The organism is Acidobacteriota bacterium (assembly GCA_026393755.1).
In the GTDB taxonomy this organism is placed as follows: domain Bacteria; phylum Acidobacteriota; class Vicinamibacteria; order Vicinamibacterales; family JAKQTR01; genus JBAXOX01.
Window position 1 is genome coordinate 57,596 of the sequence record JAPKZO010000019.1, and the last position, 19,231, is coordinate 76,826.

The following is a 19,231-nucleotide window of genomic DNA, read 5'->3' on the forward strand; positions in this document are numbered from 1 at the left end:
TATGATTCCAGCCATTCGCGGAACCCACGACATTCTGCCAGGCGAGGTGGAGCGCTGGCAGCGCGTGGAGGAGACCGCCCGCCGGATCTTCGAGCGTTACGGCTACGCCGAGGTGCGCACACCCATCATCGAACGCGAGGAGCTGTTCGCGAAGGGAACGGGAGAGACGACCGACATCGTGCAGAAGGAGATGTACGCGTTTACCGACAAGGGTGGCGACCGGGTGGCGCTCAGGCCCGAAGCGACACCGAGCCTGGTTCGCGCGTTCGTCGAGCACAGCCTGGAACAGGCGATGGCGGTGCCGAAGATTTATCTGATGGGCCCGATGTTCAGGCATGAACGGCCCCAGAAGGGACGCTACCGGCAGTTTCACCAGCTCGACGTGGAAGTGTTTGGCATCAGCGACCCGGCCGTCGATGCCGAGGTGCTCGACCTGGCCTGGACGCTGGTCAGCGAGTTGGGGATTGCCAACGTCGAACTGGTGATCAATTCGGTGGGATGCGCCGCGTGCCGCCCGGCGTTCGCAACAGCGCTTCTTGGTGCGCTCGGAGACGGCGTCGCGGACTTGTGCGCCGACTGCCAGCGCCGCGCGACCACGAATCCGCTGCGCATCTTCGATTGCAAGGTGCCGCAGGATCAGGCCGCGATTGACCGCCTGCCTCACTCGACCGACTACCTGTGCGCGTCGTGCCGTCAGCATTTTGAGGCCGTGGTGCGGTATCTCGGGATCTACGGCATTCCGCACCGCATCTCGCATCGGCTCGTCAGAGGTCTCGACTACTACACCCGCACGACGTTTGAAGTGCTCGGCGGCAACATCGGTGCGCAGAATGCGATTCTGGGCGGAGGCCGCTACGACGGCCTTGTGAAGCAACTGGGCGGGCCGGAGCGCGTGGGCATAGGGTTTGCGGCCGGCATCGAGCGCCTCGTGCTCGCGATGCCCGAAGATGCGAGAGGCGCCGGCCGATCGCCCGTGTTCGTCGCCGCGATGGGCGACGCGGCGCGAGACGCCGCCATCGGACTGCTCAGGGACCTGAGACGCGTGGGCGTCGAAGCCCACATGGAATACGAAGGCCGCAGCATCAAGTCGCAGATGAAGCGGGCAGATCGGCTCAAGGCCGTTCTCACGCTGATCATCGGAGACGACGAACTCGCAGGGGGGACGGTGACGGCCAAGGATATGCGGACGAGCGAGCAGGTCCGGGTGCCCCGGGACGGCATCGTCGCGCACGTGAAGGACAGACTGGACAGGTAAGGCGGCGGCAGAAGGGACACGTGGTCGACAAACTCGGAAACTGGGTTCGGACGCACACATGCGGAGAACTGCGGCCGGCGCATCTCGATCAGGACGTGGTCCTGCTTGGATGGGTGCACCGCGCGCGCGATCTCGGGGCGCTCGCGTTTATCGACGTCAGAGATCGTTACGGTCTGACCCAGGTCGTCGTCGATTCGCCTGAGCTGCTCGAGAAGGCCAAGCATCTGCGAGCCGAGTTCGTCATCGGCGTGGCGGGCCGGGTGCGCCCGCGAGCCGCCGCCGCGCTGAACGCGAAGATGCCGACTGGCGAGGTCGAAGTGCACGCGGCCGAGATCAAAGTGCTCAGCGAGGCCGCCGTTCCGCCGTTCGTGATCGCCGACGAGATCACCGCGTCCGAGGAATTGCGGCTGCGCTACCGCTATCTCGACTTGCGGCGTCCCAGACTCCAGGCCAATCTCGGCCTGCGGCACAAGGTGACGCTTGCCGTGCGAAAGTACTTCGACAGCCAGGGATTCTGGGAAATCGAAACGCCCGTCCTGGCCAAGTCGACTCCCGAGGGGGCGCGCGACTATCTGGTGCCCAGCCGCATTCATCCCGGCGAGTTCTACGCGCTGCCGCAGTCGCCGCAGATCTTCAAACAGATCCTGATGATCGCGGGGACGGACCGGTACTTCCAGATCGTGAAGTGCTTCCGGGACGAGGACCTGCGCGCCGATCGGCAGCCGGAGTTCACGCAGATCGACGCGGAGATGTCGTTTGCGACGCGCGACATCGTATTCGGCGTCATCGAGCCGCTTATCGCCGACGTGTTCAAGATTGTCGGACGCGACATCACGACGCCGTTCCCGCGGATGGCCTACGCGGACGCCATCGCCAGATACGGATCGGACAAGCCGGACCTGCGCGTGGGGATGGCGATTGCCGATCTCTCGCCCGTGTTCGCCGATACGGGTTTCAGCGTGTTCCGCGATGCGATCGCCGCCGGAGGCGTGGTCCGGGGATTCGTGGTGCCGGGCGGCGCGACCTTCTCGCGCAAGCAACTCGACACGCTGGGCGAGCAGGCGAAGTCACTTGGGGCAGGAGGGCTGGTGTGGGCGCGGCGAAACGGCGAGGCCGTCCAGAGTTCGGCCCTCAAAGCGGCAGGCGATGCCGCCATCCGCGCGGCACTCGATCTGGCTGGTGCGGGCGCGGCTGATCTGCTGCTGATGGGATGCGGGCAGGCCGACGCCACGTCGAAGATGCTCGGGCAGCTGCGGCTGAACGTCGCCCGCGATCAGGGCTGGCTCAAGACCGACGACTTCGTGTTCACGTGGGTCGTCGATTTCCCCCTCTTCGAGTGGGACAGTGAAGAAAAGCGGTGGGCCGCCATGCACCACCCCTTTACCTCGCCCGTCGAGGCGCACATGGATCGGATGGAGCAGGATCCCGGCCACGTGCTCGCTCAGGCTTACGACCTCGTCCTGAATGGCAGCGAGATCGGCGGCGGCAGCATCCGCATCCACGACCCCGCGCTGCAGCAGAGGATGTTCAGAACACTCGGCATCAGCGACGAGGACGCGAAACTGCGGTTCGGCTTCTTCCTTGAGGCCCTCCAGTATGGCACGCCTCCCCACGGCGGCATCGCGCTGGGCGTCGATCGCCTCATCGCGATCCTCGCCGGAGAATCGTCGATTCGCGACGTGATGGCGTTCCCGAAGACCACGCAGGCCGTGGACCTGATGTCGGGCGCGCCGTCAGCGGTGGACACCCGGCAGTTGCGCGAACTGCGGCTGCGGTCGGACGCCTGATGGCAGGCGACACTCGCACCATCGCGCTGCCCGACGAGGGATTGAACGCGATCTTCGGCTCGTTCGACGAGAACCTCCGGTTTATCGAATCCGCGGCCGGTGTTCGGCTGAGCACGCAGGGGAACCAGCTGCTGGCGGAGGGAGACGCGGCCGGCGTGGCGCGCGTCGAACACCTGATCAGCCAGTTGGTGGAGCTGCAGCAGGAGGGGTACCGCGTCTCGAACGGCGACGTGAAGACCGCGTGGGAACTGCTGGCGCAGGATCCGGCGGTGAACCTGCGCGACTTCTTCCTGAAAGCGTCGATCCGGACCACCGGGCGGCGCCTGGTCGTCGCCAAGAGCATCAATCAGCGAAAGTACCTCGACGCGATCGATCGGCACGATATTGTGTTCGGTGTCGGTCCCGCCGGGACCGGCAAGACCTATCTCGCCATGGCGCAGGCGGTCTCGTTCCTGCTGGCGAAGAAGGTGAGCCGGATCATTCTCGCCCGGCCCGCCGTCGAGGCGGGTGAGCGACTGGGATTCCTGCCGGGCGACCTGCAGGAAAAGATCAATCCCTACCTCCGTCCGTTGTACGACGCGCTGTACGACATGCTCGACGGCGAGCGGGTCGCGCGGCTGATCGATCGCGGCACCATCGAGATCGCGCCGCTGGCGTTTATGCGGGGCCGCACGCTCAACGACGCGTTCGTCATCCTGGACGAGGCGCAGAACACGACGACCGAGCAGATGAAGATGTTTCTCACGCGCCTGGGATTCGGATCGAAGGCCGTCGTCACCGGAGACATCACGCAGATCGATCTGCCGGGCGGCAAGACGTCCGGTTTGATCGAGGCGATCAGGGTCGTCGGTGAGATCGAAGGCATTGCCTTCGTGCATTTCGACGAGCGCGACGTGGTGCGTCACAAGCTCGTGCAGCTGATCGTGAAGGCGTACGAGACGTACTCGGCCGCCAACGGCGGCGTCAAGCGTACGGACTGAGCGCGCATGACCGGATCACGACAGGCCCGCCGTCGCCCCCTTCTGGTCGAGGTGACGAGTCACGTCCGGCGCCCGTTCAAGGCGGTCGGTCTGGCGTCGTGGCTGTCGCGCGCCGTCCCGGCGCGCGTACAAGGTGAAGTCTCGGTGGCCCTGGTGAGCGATGCCAGGATCCGGACCCTGAACCGTACCTACCGCGGCCTTGACTACGCGACCGACGTGCTCTCGTTTCCCGTCGCGGAAACCGGTGCGGGCCGCGGCGGCAGCGCGGCCGGGCGGCGAACGGTGGCGGCGCAGGCAGCCGGGGCGCACGAGGTTGTGGCGCCACTCGATGCGCCGTTGCTCGGCGACATCGTCATCGCCATTGGCGTGGCGAAGCGGCAGGCGGCTGCCGCCGGTCACCCGCTTGGCACCGAGCTTCGAGTACTGGCGTTGCACGGGTTGCTGCATCTGATCGGCTACGACCACGAACGGGATCACGGAGAGATGGCCGCACTCGAGAGGCGGTTGCGTCTGGGGGGCGGACTGCGGACGGGGCTGATCGAACGAGCCGGGCGGAAGAGGGGCCAGGCCCCTTTGCCTGCGGCCCTCCTTGGGAAGAAGGGGCCTGGCCCCTTTTCCGCGGCCGGGCAGGCGCGAAAGGGGCGCCGCTTATGAGCAAGGCCGGAATGATCGCGCTGGTCGGCCGTCCCAACGCGGGGAAGTCCACGCTGCTCAATGCGCTGGTCGGCACCAAGATCGCGATCGTGTCGGACAAGCCCCAGACGACGCGCACCCGCATCGTTGGCGTGCGCAATCTGCCGGAAGGGCAGATGGTCTTTCTCGACACGCCCGGTATCCACCGGCCGCTCCATCGGATGAACGTCCGCATGGTCGATGTGGCCGTGCAGAGCATGAACCACGCCGATCTCGTGTGCGCGGTTGCGGACGCCGCCGAGTCGATTGGCGGCGGCGACAAGTACTTCGCAGGCCTGCTCGGCAAGGTGACCGCGCCGCTGGTGCTCGCGCTCAACAAGATGGATCTGGTGGAGAAGACTGCGCTGCTGCCCCAGATGCAGCGGTGGGGGAGACTGACGCGCTTCGCGGACATCGTGCCCGTCTCGGCCCTCACCGGCGATAACGTCGATCGGCTCGCCCAGGTCTTTCTCAAGCATCTGCCTGACGGCGAGCCCCTCTATCCCGCCGATTTCCTCACCGACCAGCCCGAGCGTGTCTACGTGGCGGAGATCATCCGGGAGAAGCTGCTGCAGCACACGCGCGACGAGTTGCCGTTTACGAGCGCCGTCCTGGTGGATCGCTTCGAAGAGGCGGACGCCCGCGGCATCATTCGCGTCTACTGTTCGATCGTCGTCGAGCGCGAGTCCCAGAAGCCGATCGTCATCGGCCGCGCGGGCAGCATGATCAAGCAAATCGGGACCGAAGCGCGGCTCGAACTCGAGTCGTTCTTCGCAACGAAGGTCTTTCTGGATCTGCGCGTGAAGACGCGGGCCGGCTGGCGGGAGGATTCCCGCGTCCTGGACCAGTTGGGCGTCATCGACGATCAGTAGGGCCTCTCCCGGCGCCGGAGCCGCTTGTCCTTCAGGCCGGCGATCAAAGCAGGATAGAATATAGGGTCTCGAGATGCCGCTCCATACGACCGAGGCGATCATTCTTCGCACCTACAAGCTCGGCGAGGTCGATCGCATCGTCGTCTTCCTGACGCGGGATCGAGGCAAGCGCAGGGGAGTGGCCCAGGGCGCCAGGCGCATGCGCTCCAGGTTTGGCGGGGCGCTCGAGCCGCTCACGCGGGTGGGCGTGACGTATTTCGAGAAGGAGAGCCGCGATCTGGTCTCGCTGAACTATGCGGATCCGATCACATCGCCGCTCATGTCGACCGGTGGCGAGGCCCTGGGGTACGCCGCGTACTTCGCCGAACTGATCGACGAGTGGGCGCCCGAGGCGGATCCGAACGAGACGCTCTATCGCCTCGGCAGCGCGATGATCGATGCGCTGGTGGCTGGCGCGTCGGTGGAACCGCTGGCGCGGTATTTCGAGTACTGGCTGCTGCGGCTGCAGGGTGTCTACCCGTCGGTGCTGGCCTGCGGGACCTGCGGCGCGGCGCTCGGACGAGACGAGGAGACGGCCGCCGTGCTGATGCCGGGCGATCACCAGTACCTGTGCGCGGGGTGCGGGCGGTCAGCGGCCGGAAACGCCGTCGCGCTGTCGGGTGAGTCGGTCGCGTTTCTCCGGGCCTCGGGCACGACGTCGCCCGGCCGGATTGGCGCGGCACGGGTGTCGGAGCGGGCGCTCCGGGAACTCGAACTGGTGCACCGGGCCCTGATTGCCACGCACCTGGAGAAGCACATCAAGTCGGTGCGCGTGCTGCGCGAGATGCGCGGGCGCCCGCAGCCGTGACATTGGCGACAACAATTCCGTGACTTTCCAAGACCTCATCTTCAAGCTCTCTCAGTTCTGGGCGTCGCAAGGCTGCTTGATCCAGCAACCGCTCGACCTCGAGGTCGGTGCGGGAACGTCGCATCCGGAAACGACGCTGCGCGTACTCGGCCCGAAGCACTGGAACGTGGCGTACGTCCAGCCGTCGCGACGGCCCGATGATGGCCGCTTCGGCGAGAATCCGAACCGGCTGTTCAAGCACCACCAGTTCCAGGTGATCATGAAGCCGGCGCCGGATGAGATTCAGCAGCTCTATCTGCGGAGCCTCGAGGCCTGCGGCGTCGTGGCCCGGCAGCACGACATCAGGTTCGAAGAGGACAACTGGGAGTCGCCGACGCTCGGCGCGTGGGGGATCGGCTGGCAGGTGATGCTCGACGGTCTCGAGATCACGCAGTTCACGTACTTCCAGCAGGTGGGCGGCATCGACCTCGCTCCCGTGTCGGTCGAGATCACCTACGGCCTTGAACGCATTGCGATGTTCCTGCAGCGGGTGGACAACGTCTACGACCTGGCGTGGGCGCCCGGCGTGAGCTATGGAGAAGTGCGGCTGCGCGACGAGATCGAACAGTCGAAGTACGCGTTCGGCCAGGTGGACATGCCGCGCGACGCGTTCGTGGCGCTGCATCGGGAGCTGTTCGACAAGTACTTCGAGTTCTCGGGCGTGCTCCTGCGATCAGGGCTCGTGCTGCCCGCGCTGGAACATTGCCTGAAGTGCTCGCACTTGTTCAATGTGCTGGACGCGAGCGGCGGCATCGGCGTCACCGAGCGGACGGCCTATATCCTTCGCGTGCGGCAACTGGCGGTCGCGATCGCCAGGGCGTACGCCGACGGGGAAAGCGGGAAGTCACTCCCGGAGTGATTGTGTTCGGGTGTGCGTGCGCGGTGGTCGCGACCAGGTGAGAGGCGTATGGATCGTGAGTTGTTGATCGAACTGGGTTGCGAGGAAATTCCAGCGAGCTGGCTGCCTCCGTTGACCGACCAATTGGGCCGATGCACGTCCGCCCGCCTGGCGGAGTTGCGGCTTATGCCCGAGGCGCCGGTCGAGATCTACAGCACCCCGCGAAGGTTGACCGTGCGCGTGGAGCGGATCGCCGAGCGGCAGACCGATCTCGAAGAAGTGCTGATGGGGCCACCGGTGGCGGCGTCGTTCGGTCAGGACGGACAGCCCACTCCGGCAGCCGCGGGATTCGCACGCAAGCACGGAGTCGACGTTACCGGCCTCGAACGGGTGGAGACTCCAAAGGGCGTGTACCTCGCATTCAGGAAGCACGTGCGCGGAAAGTCCGCGATCGACGTGCTGCCCGACGTGCTCACCGGCGTGCTGCGCGACCTCGCGTTCCCGAAGCAGATGCACTGGGACGCGAAGCTGGAAGACGGGCGCGGGGAACTGCTGTTTGGCCGGCCCATCCGCTGGATCCTGTATCTCTACGGCGGCCGGGTCGTGCCGTTCGCCATCGCGCGGATGGAGGCGGCCCGGTGCGGACTCGTGCAGGACATCGGATCTGGCGCGGTCACCTACGGCCACAGATTCCTGGCGACCAGCGGCAGGGCCGGGTGCGCCCTCAAGGTGCGATCGTTCGACGAGTACAAGAACAAGCTGGCCGAGCACTTCGTGATCCTGGAGCGCGAGCAACGGCACGCGAAGATCGCCCGCGAGCTCGACGCCCATGCCAGACGCCTCGGCGGACACGTGAGCCAGGCCGCGGCGGCCGAGTCGCGGCTGCTGGCCGAGGTGCCTGACCTGGTCGAGTACCCCGCGGTGGTGACAGGCAGCTTCGCGGCCGAATTTCTCCAGTTGCCGCAGGAGGTGCTGACGACGACGATGATCCATCATCAGCATTTCTTTCCGGTGATCGATGAGCACGGCGGCCTGATGGCGGCATTTCTCGCGGTGGTCAACACCGAGCCAGACGACGACCGGACGATCGCGAGAAATCTCGAACGCGTCCTGGTCGCGCGGCTGCGCGATGCCAGGTTCTTCTGGGATGCCGATCGACGGACCCCGCTCGAAACGCGCCTGCCCAGGCTCGACACAATCCTCTTTCACAAGCGGCTGGGCAGCTATCGCGCCAAGGCGGAGCGGCTGGAGAAACTGGCAGGATGGATCGCTGACGAGGTGTTCCTGGTGCCGTCGGCGGTCGCGTCATCGCGTCAGGCCGGCCGTCTGGCCAAAGTCGATCTCGCCACGGAGATGGTTCGCGAGTTGACGGAACTGCAGGGCACGATGGGCGGCGTCTACGCGCGGGAAGAGGGCCTCGGCGAGGACGTGTGGCGAGCCATCTACTACCACTACCTGCCGGTTGGCGTTGAGCACGACGCGCCGCCGACACGGGAGGACCTGCGCTCGGCGGCTGTCACGTGGGCGGCGGTGTCGGTGGCGGACAAGCTCGACACGGTCGTCGCGTTGATGATCGCGGGAGAGCGGCCCACCGGGACGCGGGATCCCTACGGCCTGCGCCGCCAGTCACAGGGGCTGCTTCGGACCCTCATCGACCTGCCGGAGTTGACGGGCCTCGACATCCCGATTCCCATGGATCGGCTCATCGCGGAATCGCGCGCCGGCGTAGGAGCGATGGACCAACGAGGCGACGACCCCCAGGCCTGGCAGAAGGCCGTCACGACATTCCTGCTGGACCGGCTCCGGTACATTTTCGAGCAGCGCGGTTTCGCCTACGACGAACTCAACGCGGTCCTGGCTGGCGCGACCTGCGTGCCCGATCCGCTCGACGCACGCCGGCGCCTGGAGGCGCTTCGCGCCACGCGCGATTCGGCGGATTTCGAGGCGCTCGCCGTCGCGTTCAAGCGCGTCAAGAACCTGTCGCGGGAATTGAAGCGCCCGCCGGATGATCGTCTGGATCGGCTGACGGAACCGGCGGAATCGGCGCTCGTGGCTGACTACGCGGTGCGCTCGATCCAGATCCGCGAGGCGCTCAAGGCCAGGCAGTACGGTTCGGCCTTCAGCATCGCCGCCGGGTTCAGGCCCGCCGTGGATCGGTTCTTCACTGACATCTTCGTGATGGTGGAGGACCAGCAACTGCGCGACCAGCGGTTGAGCCTGCTGCGCAACCTGCACGACCTGTTGCTCGAACTGGCTGACATTTCCGAAATCGTCCCCAAGAATGCTGCATAACCCGGATGGAGTGATAGCGACCATGGCGAAGAAGGCAACGACGAAGACCACCAAACCGACGATCACCCGGAAGCCCCCGGTCAAGACACCCGTGAAGAAGAGCCGGGCGAAGAAGGCCATGCCGAGGGCGGGCGCGGCGAAGAAGATTGCGCCGAGGACGGCCAGGTCCGCGATCAAGTTCGTGTACGCGTTTGCCGGCGGGCACGCGGATGGGGACCGCACGATGAAGGATCTTCTCGGCGGCAAGGGCGCGGGCCTCGCCGAGATGACGAATGCTGGACTGCCTGTGCCTCCCGGATTCACGATTTCCACCGCGGCGTGCAACCTGTGGTACGACGAAGGCCGACGGCTTCCGCAGGCCATCGAAGACGAGATGATGACCCACGTGCGGCGGCTCGAGCAGGTGGCGGGCTCCACCTTCGGCTCCACCAGCAATCCGCTGCTCGTCTCGGTACGATCCGGGGCGAAGTTCTCCATGCCCGGCATGATGGACACGATTCTCAATCTCGGCCTCAACGACGCCTCGGTCGAGGGCCTCAAGGCGCGCACGTCCAACGGCCGGTTCGCGTTTGACAGCTATCGCCGGTTCATTCAGATGTACGGCAACGTGGTGCTGGAGATTCCGAAGGAGAAGTTCGAGCACGAGTTCGACACGGTCAAACGCGCCAATGGGGCGAAATTCGACACGGATCTCGGAGAGACTCAGCTTCGCGAAGTCGTCTCACGCTACCGCTCCGTCGTCAAACGCGAGACGAAACAGGAGTTCCCGCAGGACCCGCTGGTGCAGTTGAGGGGCGCGCGCGATGCCGTGTTCCGGTCGTGGAACAACGCACGGGCCATCGCCTACCGCCGCATCTACGAGATTCCCGACAACATCGGCACCGCCGTCAACGTCCAGAAGATGGTGTTCGGGAATTCCGGGGATCGGTCGGCCACCGGCGTCGGTTTCACCCGGAACCCGGCGACCGGAGCCAAGGAGTTCTTCGGCGAGTTCCTCATCAACGCCCAGGGCGAGGATGTCGTCTCGGGGGTCCGCACGCCGCGGCCAATCACCGAGCTGGCTGTCGTGATGCCGAAGGCCTACAAGCAGCTCCGCGACTTCACCGCGCGGTTAGAACGGCATTACAAAGACATTCAGGATTTCGAGTTCACGATCGAGAACGAGAAGCTGTTCATGTTGCAGACACGCAGTGGCAAGCGCACCGGGTATGCCGCCGTGTGCATCGCGACCGACTTCGTCAAGGAGAAGCTCCTGACGCCTGCCGAGGCGCTGCTGCTGGTGGAGCCGGCGTCGCTGTCGCAGTTGCTCTCGCCCGTGTTCGATCCGGCCGAGTGGAAGAAGCTCCCCGTCATCGCGAAGGGGCTCCCGGCATCGCCGGGGGCGGCGTCCGGGCAGGTCGTGTTCAGCGCCGAGCAGGCAGTTAGGTGGACAGAACAGGGCAAGAAGGTGCTGCTCGTGCGGAAGGAGACCGTGCCCGATGACATCCACGGCATGGAAGTGGCGCAGGGCGTGCTGACCGCGACGGGCGGAATGACGTCGCATGCCGCCGTGGTGGGGCGGCAGATGGGGCGGCCGTCGGTGGTCGGAGCCGGGGCGCTCGAAATCGACGAGAAGGCGAAAGTGGTGTCGGTGGGCGGCGCGACGATCAAGGAAGGCGACTACGTGTCGTTCGACGGCTTGTCTGGCGAAGTGAAGCTCGGCAAGGTCGCCACCAAACCGAGCGAGATTCTTCAGGTGCTGGCCGGCGAAATGAAGCCGGCGGATTCAGATATCTACCAGCGCTTCAGCACGCTGCTGGGATGGGCCGACAAGGTCCGCACGCTCGGGATTCGCGCCAACGCCGACCAGCCGGACCAGTCGGAACTGGCCTACGCGTTCGGCGCGCGCGGGATCGGCTTGTGCCGGACCGAACACATGTTCTTCGGCGAGGGACGCATCGAGAAGGTGCAGCGGATGATCCTCGCCGACAACGAGCAGGATCGCCGGACCGCGCTCGCGGAACTGCTGCCGTTGCAGCGCGCCGACTTCTACGGCGTCTTCAAGGCGATGCACGGCGAACCAGTGACCATTCGGACGATCGATCCGCCGCTGCACGAGTTCCTGCCAAGGCGCGAGGATCTCATGGTGGAGATCGCGAAGCTGGAAGCCACTGGCGTGAACCCCGCCGAATTGACGGCGAAACGGACGCTGCTCCAGCGAGTCGAGCAGTTGCACGAGTTCAATCCGATGCTCGGCCACCGCGGCGTGCGCCTCGGGATCACGTATCCGGAAATCACCGAGATGCAGGCACGCGCGATCTTCGAGGCGGCGTGCCAGCTCGCCAAGGAGGGCCTCACGGTCACACCCGAGGTGATGATTCCACTGGTCGGGATGGTCAAGGAGCTCCGCGATCAGAAGCTCATCGTCGATCGGGTGGCCGCGGACGTGATGAAGGAACAGGGCGTCACGATCAACTACCTCGTGGGCACGATGATCGAGGTGCCGCGAGGCGCGTTGACCGCCGACGAGATTGCCAGCGAGGCGCAGTTCTTTTCATTCGGCACCAACGACCTGACGCAGATGACCTTCGGCTTCTCGCGTGACGACATCGGGAAGTTCCTGGGCAGTTACCTCGAGCGCAAGATCATGGACCGCGACCCGTTTACGTCGATTGACACGGTCGGCGTCGGCCAACTGGTCGCGATGGCCGTGGAAAAGGGTCGCAAGGCGCGACCGGGGATCAAGCTCGGCATCTGCGGCGAGCACGGCGGCGATCCGTCGTCGATCCACTTCTTCCACAAGGTCGGCCTCAACTACGTCAGCGCGTCCCCGTATCGCGTGCCGGTGGCTCGGCTCGCGGCCGCGCACGCGGCGCTCGCGGTCAAGGTTGGTGACTAGATCGTCGATGGCCAGGATCCGCCAGCTCCCGCCGGAACTCGCCAACCAGATCGCCGCCGGCGAAGTGGTGGAGCGCCCGGCGTCCGTCGTCAAGGAACTGGTCGAGAACGCCATCGACGCCGGCGCGTCCCGCATCACCGTCGCGATTGAGATGGGGGGCAAGCGGCTCATCCGCGTCGAAGACGACGGGGAAGGGATGGAGCCGGAAGACGCCAGGCTGTCGCTCGAGCGCCACGCCACCAGCAAGATCGCGCGCGCCGAGGATCTCGAAGCGATTCACACGATGGGATTTCGTGGTGAGGCGCTCCCAAGCATTGGATCGGTCTCCCACCTGGTGCTGAGGACGCGAACGCGTCAATCGGACAGCGGCACGGAGCTGCGCGTCAATGGCGGTGTCATCGCGTCGATGACCGAAGTCGGCCTGGCGCCGGGCACCATTGTGGAAGTGGCCGACCTGTTCTACAACCTGCCGGCGAGACGAAAATTCCTCAAGTCGGACGTGGCGGAGTCCACGCAGGTGTCTCGGATGGTCACGCAGCTGGCGCTCGCGAACCCCCGGGTCGGGTTCACGCTGACCAGCGGTCCGCGCGTGCTGCTGCGATGTCCTCCCGCCTCCCGCATGGAGGACCGGTTCTACCAGCTCCACGGCGAGCGGCCGGACCTGGTGCCGGTGCGGAAGGACGCGGGTGGCCTGAGCATTCGCGGGTTCATCGCGGCGCTGGCTGAGCAGGGACCCACGCGGGGAGCACAACAGTTCTTCGTCAACCAGCGGATCGTCAAGGATCGCACCATCGCGCACGCGGTCGTTGACGCCTACGCCGCGGCGACAGCGAAGGAGCGGAGCCCAGAGGCCTATCTCTTCATCGAGATGCCCGCCGAATCGGTGGATGTCAACGTGCATCCGACCAAGGCCGAGGTGCGTTTCCATCAACAGTCGATGGTGCACGAGATTGTGCGTCGCGCGGTCCAGGACGCGCTCGGTTCGGGCCCCGCTCCGGAGTTGAGGCTCTCCCCGGAAACCGGCGGCATACAGGCGGTCAACCTGTCGCTGCCGAGCCTGATGGCTGGCCTGCAGCGCACGACGCCGTTTGGAGGTGGAGCCTCGACCGTGTTGTCGCCGTCGCCTGGAGCTAGGTCCGAGCCGTGGAACGGATCGGCACAGGCGTCGGCGGTACCCGGGCAGCCGCGGGGCGAGATGCTCAGCGACACGCTGCCGGCCGTCGGAGGGCAGACGTTCCAGTCGGCAGTTGTCGCACCGGACCAGCCTCCCGGTTCCGGCGCCGTGATCATCAAGCCGCTCGTTCCACTCGGGCAGTTCCGGCACACGTTCATCATCGCGGTTGATGACGACGGAGTCGCCGTCATTGATCAGCATGTCGCTCACGAGCGCGTGCTCTACGAGCGCATCATGGGCCGGCTGACGGCGGGACCACTCGAGAGCCAGCGCCTCCTGACGCCCATCGTGATGGACCTGCCGCCGGACGCGCGGTCGGCCCTGGTGTCTCACGTCGCCCAACTGCACCAATGCGGGTTCGAGGTCGAGGAGTTCGGCCCGACCTCCGTGCGCGTGACGTCGATGCCGGCCCTTCTGGGCCGCGAACAGGGCATCCTGTCACTCCAGGCGCTCGCGCAGGATCTCGAAGGGCTGGGCGGATCGGTGCCGGTCAACGAGCATCTGCGCCAGATCGCGGCGACGCTGGCGTGCCATGCGGCCGTGAAGGCGAATGATCCGCTCACGCATGACAAGATGCTGCACATTCTCGAGGAGCTGCGGCAGACAGCGTATTCCAGCGTGTGTCCGCACGGTCGGCCGGTGATGCTCAGACTTTCCCGCCGCGAGATCGAAAAGAACTTCCAGCGCATCTGAGGGGTCGGGTGATACGATCAGCCCTTCCATTTCACGCGGCCACCCGATCCTCGGAGCGGCATATGGATGCTGTCGGCGACCAGGTTCTTTCTCCGATCGGCCGACGTGTGTCCGAGTCGACCGCGCTCCGGCTGTGCTTGTTCGGCGCGGCCTTCTACGTCGCATGGGCGCTGGCGAGCCTGTCTCAGGCCGGTCCCGACAGCGTCACCGCCATCTGGCCGGCGAGCGGCATGGTCCTGGCGGTGTTGATGCTCAGCCCTCAGCGCAGGTGGCCGCTGTGGCTGGGCGCCATGTGGGTGACCAACGCTGCTGTGGGAGTGTTCGCCGGTTCGCCGCTGCTGGTGATGGCCGCGTACTCCACGACCGACGTGATCGAGCAGTTCCTGGCCGCCACCCTGCTGGTGCGCGTGGTCGGCACTCCTTTCACACTCGGCCGACTGAAAGAAGTCGTCGCCCTTGTGCTCGTGGCGGCTATCGGCAGCAACGCGATCACCGCGAGCCTGGGCGGCGGTGTGACCGCGCTCAACCATGGGTTGCCGTTCTGGCCCACCTGGTTCAGCTGGTGGATGTCGAATGCCGTCGGGATGCTTCAGGTGGCACCACTTATTCTGGCGTGGCGCGACGGCGTGCGTTACGTCAAGGAAAAGGGCCTGCTGGGCGCTCTCGAGATCGGTCTGCTTCTCGCCACGCTGGCAATCGTCTGCGTGATGGTGTTTCTGCCGTACGACGATCGCCATGCCGGGCGTGGGTGGCCGCTATATCTCGTGTTCCCCTGGCTGATGTGGGCGGCCATTCGCAGCGGCCCGTTTTTCGCCACAGTCGCCTCGCTCGTCGTGGCTGGGTTCGCGATCTGGAGCACGGTCCACGGGTCCGGCCCATTCGTCGCCGAAGCCTCTTCGGTGACCGTCCAGGTCCTGCTGCTGCAGGGGTTCATGTCTGTCGCGGTGCTCTCGTCGCTTCTGACTGCCGCCGTCGTGGCCGAATACAGGCGCGCTCAGGCCAGCACAGAGCAGTACTATCAACTGTCGATGGCGCGCGAAGCCGGGCGAATCGCCGCCGAGGAGGCCTCGGCCAGCGCTAATCGACGGTTTCGCGTGGTGTTCGAGAACGCCAACGACGCAATCCTCCTGATTGACGCCGGGCAGTGCGTTGACTGCAATCCCCGGGCAGAGGTCTTGTTCGGCCTCTCGCGCGACGACGTGGTCGGCGCGGCGTTGTTCGATCTGTCACCGCCGCTGCAGCCGGACGGACAGCGGTCGACTGAGGCGGCCCGGGAACGACTCCGCGCAGCACTGGCGGGTCAGCCCCAGTATTTCGAATGGACCCATCGCCGCTCCGATGGCGCGCTTTTCGATGTGGAGGTGGCCCTCAATGCGGTCGAACTCGAGGGCCGCAAGATGTTGGCCGCGATCGTCCGCGACGTGACCGAACGTCGCCGCCTCGAGACCGAATTGCGTCAGGCGCAGAAGATGGAGGCGGTGGGACGGCTGGCCGGTGGGATCGCGCACGATTTCAATAACCTGCTGCAGGTGATCAGAGGATTCACGGAGCTGGCACTCGACGCGATGCCGGAGGCGAGCGCCGAGCACGAGGCGCTGGACGAGGTTCGGAAGGCGACCGAACGGGCCACAGAACTCACGGGGCGGCTGCTGGTCTTCAGCAGGAAACAGGTGATCGCGCCGGTCGTCTGCAATGTCAATTCAATCATCACCGACGTCGAGTCCATGCTGGGCCGACTGATTGGCGAAGACATCGAACTGACCACGGACCTCGCCGCCGATCTCGGGAGCGTGAAAGCCGACCCGAATCTGCTTCAGCAGGTCGTGCTCAACCTGGCGGTGAATGCCCGCGACGCCATGCCGCACGGCGGCAAGCTGACAATGAGGACGGCCAACGTCCGGGTCAGCGAGGCTGACGCCACTCAGCACGGGAATCTCCACGCCGGTCCCCACGCGATGTTCGTCGTCAGTGACACAGGGACCGGGATGCCGGAGGCCGTGCAGGCCAGGGTATTCGAGCCGTTCTTCACAACCAAGACCCGGGAGAAGGGGACCGGGCTTGGTCTGTCGACCGTCTACGGCATCGTGCGGCAAAGCGGCGGCCATGTGACGTTCACGAGTCAAGTCGGCGTGGGCACGGTGTTTCAGGTACTCCTTCCGATCGTCGAAGGTGCGGCGGCGGCAACGGTTGCCGATGTGCGTCGTGCAGAGAGCAGCCGCGGTTCGGAGACCATCCTGCTGGTCGAAGATGACGGTCCCGTGCGCGCGTTCGCGCGCACATTGCTGGAGCGCTCCGGATACAGAGTGCTGGAGGCCGCGGGCGGGCCCGACGCAATCAAGATAGCTGAGGTCTTCTCGGAGCCGATCCAACTCGTGCTCACCGACGTGATCATGCCCGGCATGGCCGGTCCGGAAGTGGCGAGGCGTGTCCGGGCGACCCGGCCGGCGACGAGGGTGCTGTACATGTCCGGGTACACCGATGATGCGATCTCACATCATGGCGTGCTGGATGAAGGGGTGGCACTCCTGCCGAAACCGTTTTCAGCCGAGGCGCTCGCCGCGAAGGTGCGGCAAGTGCTGGACGCGTAGCCGACCCCTACGGCTTGCGCTTGCGCTTCAGGGCTTCCCAGCCGTCCAGCCGGCGTTTCAGTTCCTTCTCGAAGCCACGGTCGGTCGGTTCGTAGTACTTCCTGCCAGTGAGATTCGGCGGAAGGCAGTCCATCCCCGTCACCGCGTCGGGCTCATCGTGGGCGTACTCATAGCCCTTGCCGTACTCAAGCGTCTTCATCAGCTTCGTCGGGGCGTTGCGCAGCTGCAGCGGCACAGGCTCGGCGCGGTCGCTATGCGCGTCCGCGGCGGCGCGGAGGTACGCGCGGTAGACGGCATTGCTCTTTGGCGCCGTCGCCAGATACGTGACCGCCTGCGTCAGCGCGGTGTTGGCCTCGGGCATCCCGATGAAGTGGACCGCGTCCTTGGCGGCGATGGTGAGGGCAAGCGCCTGCGGATCGGCGTTGCCGACATCCTCCGACGCGAACCGCACGAGCCGGCGCGCCAGATACATTGGATCCTCACCAGCCTCCAGCATGCGTGCCAGCCAGTACACGGCGGCATCCGGATCGCTGTTGCGCATGGACTTGTGCAGCGCGGAAATCAGGTTGTAGTGTTCTTCGCCGGACTTGTCGTAGATGAGCGCCCGACGGGCCACCGATGACCGCAGAAACGACTCGTCAACCACGCCACGGCCGTGGACGACGGGCGCCGACCCCACGGCGAATTCGAGCAGATTCAGAGCCACCCTGGCGTCGCCGTTGGCATACCGGGCGATAGCGGAGAGCGCCGCCGGGTCGACGTCCACGCGCTCGGCACCGAGGCCGCGTTCGGCATCGCCCATCGCACGCGACAGCACCGTCACCAGGTCGGACTCGCAAAGCGGCTGGAGCACGAACACCTGCGATCGCGAGAGCAACGGGGCATTCACCTCGAACGACGGATTCTCCGTCGTCGCCCCGATGAGCACGATATCGCCGCCTTCCACCCGAGGCAGAAAGGCGTCCTGTTGCGCCTTGTTGAACCGGTGGATCTCGTCGACGAAAACGATCGTGCGGCGCCCTCGAGCGTGACGCGCGCGCTCGGCCTCGGCCATCACCTCCTTGATCTCCTTGATGCCGGCCAACACGGCCGAGAAGGCGATGAAGTGGGCCTGGGTCGAGACCGCGATCAGTCTCGCCAGCGTCGTCTTGCCCGTGCCGGGCGGGCCCCACAGGATGACCGACTGCAGCAGGTCCCGCTCGATGGCTTCGCGCAACGGCCGGCCGGGGCCAAGCAGCGCGTCCTGGCCGACGTATTCGTCGAACGAGCAGGGCCGCATCCGCTCGGCCAGGGGCGCGCGGCCAGCCCGGGAAGGCGGACGTTCGTCGTCGAACAGATCGTCGGTCGTCACAATCGGCTCGCAGCCAGCCGTTGGCGGCGCGCCTCGAACAGGATCACGCCTGTCGCGACAGCAACGTTCAACGACTCGACGGGCAGGTCCATCGGAATCCGCATTCGGGCGTCGGCGGAGGCGACAATCGACGGGGCCAGTCCGCCGCCTTCACCTCCGACCAGCACCAACGCGGGCTGTGCGAGGTCCATCTCGAACAGCGCCAGGCCTCCCGCCGGTGTCGTCGCGATGACGAGGAGGCCTCGCGCATGTGCTCCCTCGAGCAGCCCCTCAATAGTCTCGGCGCGTGCGACGGGGGTTCGGAAAACGCTGCCCATCGATCCGCGAATGGCCTTCCATCCGAGCGGGTCGGCAGATTGGCCCGCGACCACAACACCGGTCGCCCCCGCCGCCTCGGCCGACCGAACGATGGCGCCGACGTTTCCGGGATCCTGCACGTCGATTGCCGCGACCACGAGCGCCGGCGCGCGCCGGAAGATCTCTCCCAGCGGCGCGAGCCTGAACGACGCGATCGCGACGATGCCGGATGGCGTCCGCACCGGGCTGGCGGCGGCGACAACTTCGGCCGCCGCATCGAGCACGACGGCACCTGCGGCGGCCAGCTGGTCCACGAGCCGTGCCACATCTGGCTGTTCACGAACGTCCGGGCGCACCGCTACCGTGAGGCCTCCCAGCCCGGCAGACAGTGCCTCCCCGACCAGGTGCAACCCGTCGAGCAGCACGTCGCCGGTCTCGGGGTCGTATCCCCTGGCCAGTTGCCGGCAGCGTTGGACGAACGGATGTTGGCGGCTCTGAATGGATATCACGTGAGGATTGGTCGCTCCCAGGCCCAGGAAGAGGATAGCAGATATGCTAGACTCGACGATTAGAAGGGCACGGCATGCCGTGCCCCTACACACGGCAGACGCGCTTTTGATTCGTCATTCCGGCGACTTGTCGAACAGAGCGCAGCGTAAATGGGAGCC

The 19,231-nt window shown here is 65.9% G+C and carries 13 protein-coding genes; 11 read left to right on the plus strand and 2 right to left on the minus strand.

The features are described 5' to 3' along the window. Position 1 precedes the first annotated feature (1 nt). From hisS to NTV05_07365, 11 genes are all read left to right on the plus strand, one after another. Positions 2-1,255, plus strand: coding sequence for a histidine--tRNA ligase (hisS, locus tag NTV05_07315; protein ID MCX6544211.1), 1,254 nt, complete (start codon positions 2-4; stop codon positions 1,253-1,255). A 20-nt stretch (positions 1,256-1,275) separates the two neighbouring features. Then, positions 1,276-3,042 carry an aspartate--tRNA ligase gene (aspS, locus tag NTV05_07320; GenBank protein ID MCX6544212.1) on the plus strand — a complete coding sequence of 589 codons (1,767 nt, stop codon included), beginning with the start codon at positions 1,276-1,278 and terminating at the stop codon, positions 3,040-3,042. After that, positions 3,042-4,022: a PhoH family protein gene (locus NTV05_07325; protein MCX6544213.1), complete on the plus strand. Its 981-nt coding sequence runs from the start codon at positions 3,042-3,044 to the stop codon at positions 4,020-4,022. Before aspS ends, NTV05_07325 begins: the two co-directional genes overlap by 1 nt. A gap of 6 nt (positions 4,023-4,028) precedes the next feature. Further along, positions 4,029-4,676 (plus strand): rRNA maturation RNase YbeY, encoded by a 648-nt coding sequence (ybeY, locus tag NTV05_07330; protein ID MCX6544214.1) that lies wholly within the window; start codon positions 4,029-4,031, stop codon positions 4,674-4,676. Continuing rightward, entirely contained in the window at positions 4,673-5,566 is an 894-nt protein-coding gene (era, locus tag NTV05_07335) for a GTPase Era (GenBank protein ID MCX6544215.1), read from the plus strand. The genes ybeY and era overlap by 4 nt, the downstream gene beginning before the upstream one ends. Before the next feature lie 73 nt (positions 5,567-5,639). Next, positions 5,640-6,413 carry a DNA repair protein RecO gene (gene recO, locus NTV05_07340; GenBank protein ID MCX6544216.1) on the plus strand — a complete coding sequence of 258 codons (774 nt, stop codon included), beginning with the start codon at positions 5,640-5,642 and terminating at the stop codon, positions 6,411-6,413. Between the two features lie 19 nt (positions 6,414-6,432). After that, positions 6,433-7,311, plus strand: a complete 879-nt coding sequence (locus NTV05_07345; GenBank protein MCX6544217.1) for a glycine--tRNA ligase subunit alpha — start codon at positions 6,433-6,435, stop codon at positions 7,309-7,311. Positions 7,312-7,359: 48 nt separating this feature from the next. Continuing rightward, positions 7,360-9,582 (plus strand): glycine--tRNA ligase subunit beta, encoded by a 2,223-nt coding sequence (gene glyS, locus NTV05_07350; GenBank protein ID MCX6544218.1) that lies wholly within the window; start codon positions 7,360-7,362, stop codon positions 9,580-9,582. Positions 9,583-9,700: 118 nt separating this feature from the next. Beyond that, entirely contained in the window at positions 9,701-12,460 is a 2,760-nt protein-coding gene (gene ppdK / locus NTV05_07355) for a pyruvate, phosphate dikinase (protein MCX6544219.1), read from the plus strand. Between the two features lie 7 nt (positions 12,461-12,467). Continuing rightward, positions 12,468-14,327 carry a DNA mismatch repair endonuclease MutL gene (gene mutL, locus NTV05_07360; protein ID MCX6544220.1) on the plus strand — a complete coding sequence of 620 codons (1,860 nt, stop codon included), beginning with the start codon at positions 12,468-12,470 and terminating at the stop codon, positions 14,325-14,327. Positions 14,328-14,389: 62 nt separating this feature from the next. Then, on the plus strand, positions 14,390-16,915 hold the full coding sequence (locus NTV05_07365; GenBank protein ID MCX6544221.1) for an MASE1 domain-containing protein: 2,526 nt from the start codon (positions 14,390-14,392) through the stop codon (positions 16,913-16,915). Between the two features lie 7 nt (positions 16,916-16,922). Here NTV05_07365 and NTV05_07370 read toward each other — a convergent pair whose 3' ends face one another. Next, a complete protein-coding gene (locus NTV05_07370) occupies positions 16,923-18,194 on the minus strand; it encodes a replication-associated recombination protein A (protein MCX6544222.1) in 1,272 nt (423 codons plus the stop codon). A 68-nt stretch (positions 18,195-18,262) separates the two neighbouring features. Further along, a complete protein-coding gene (locus NTV05_07375) occupies positions 18,263-19,072 on the minus strand; it encodes an RNA methyltransferase (protein ID MCX6544223.1) in 810 nt (269 codons plus the stop codon). Positions 19,073-19,231: the final 159 nt, after the last annotated feature.

Excerpts from the sequence above, each read along its gene's own strand:
- hisS (MCX6544211.1), top strand. The coding sequence starts at position 2 with ATGATTCCAGCCATTCGCGGAACCCACGACATTCTGCCAGGCGAGGTG.
- NTV05_07325 (MCX6544213.1), top strand. The coding sequence starts at position 3,042 with ATGGCAGGCGACACTCGCACCATCGCGCTGCCCGACGAGGGATTGAAC.
- ybeY (MCX6544214.1), top strand. The coding sequence starts at position 4,029 with ATGACCGGATCACGACAGGCCCGCCGTCGCCCCCTTCTGGTCGAGGTG.
- era (MCX6544215.1), top strand. The coding sequence starts at position 4,673 with ATGAGCAAGGCCGGAATGATCGCGCTGGTCGGCCGTCCCAACGCGGGG.
- recO (MCX6544216.1), top strand. The coding sequence starts at position 5,640 with ATGCCGCTCCATACGACCGAGGCGATCATTCTTCGCACCTACAAGCTC.
- glyS (MCX6544218.1), top strand. The coding sequence starts at position 7,360 with ATGGATCGTGAGTTGTTGATCGAACTGGGTTGCGAGGAAATTCCAGCG.
- ppdK (MCX6544219.1), top strand. The coding sequence starts at position 9,701 with ATGCCGAGGGCGGGCGCGGCGAAGAAGATTGCGCCGAGGACGGCCAGG.
- mutL (MCX6544220.1), top strand. The coding sequence starts at position 12,468 with ATGGCCAGGATCCGCCAGCTCCCGCCGGAACTCGCCAACCAGATCGCC.
- NTV05_07365 (MCX6544221.1), top strand. The coding sequence starts at position 14,390 with ATGGATGCTGTCGGCGACCAGGTTCTTTCTCCGATCGGCCGACGTGTG.
- NTV05_07370 (MCX6544222.1), bottom strand. The coding sequence starts at position 18,194 with ATGCGGCCCTGCTCGTTCGACGAATACGTCGGCCAGGACGCGCTGCTT.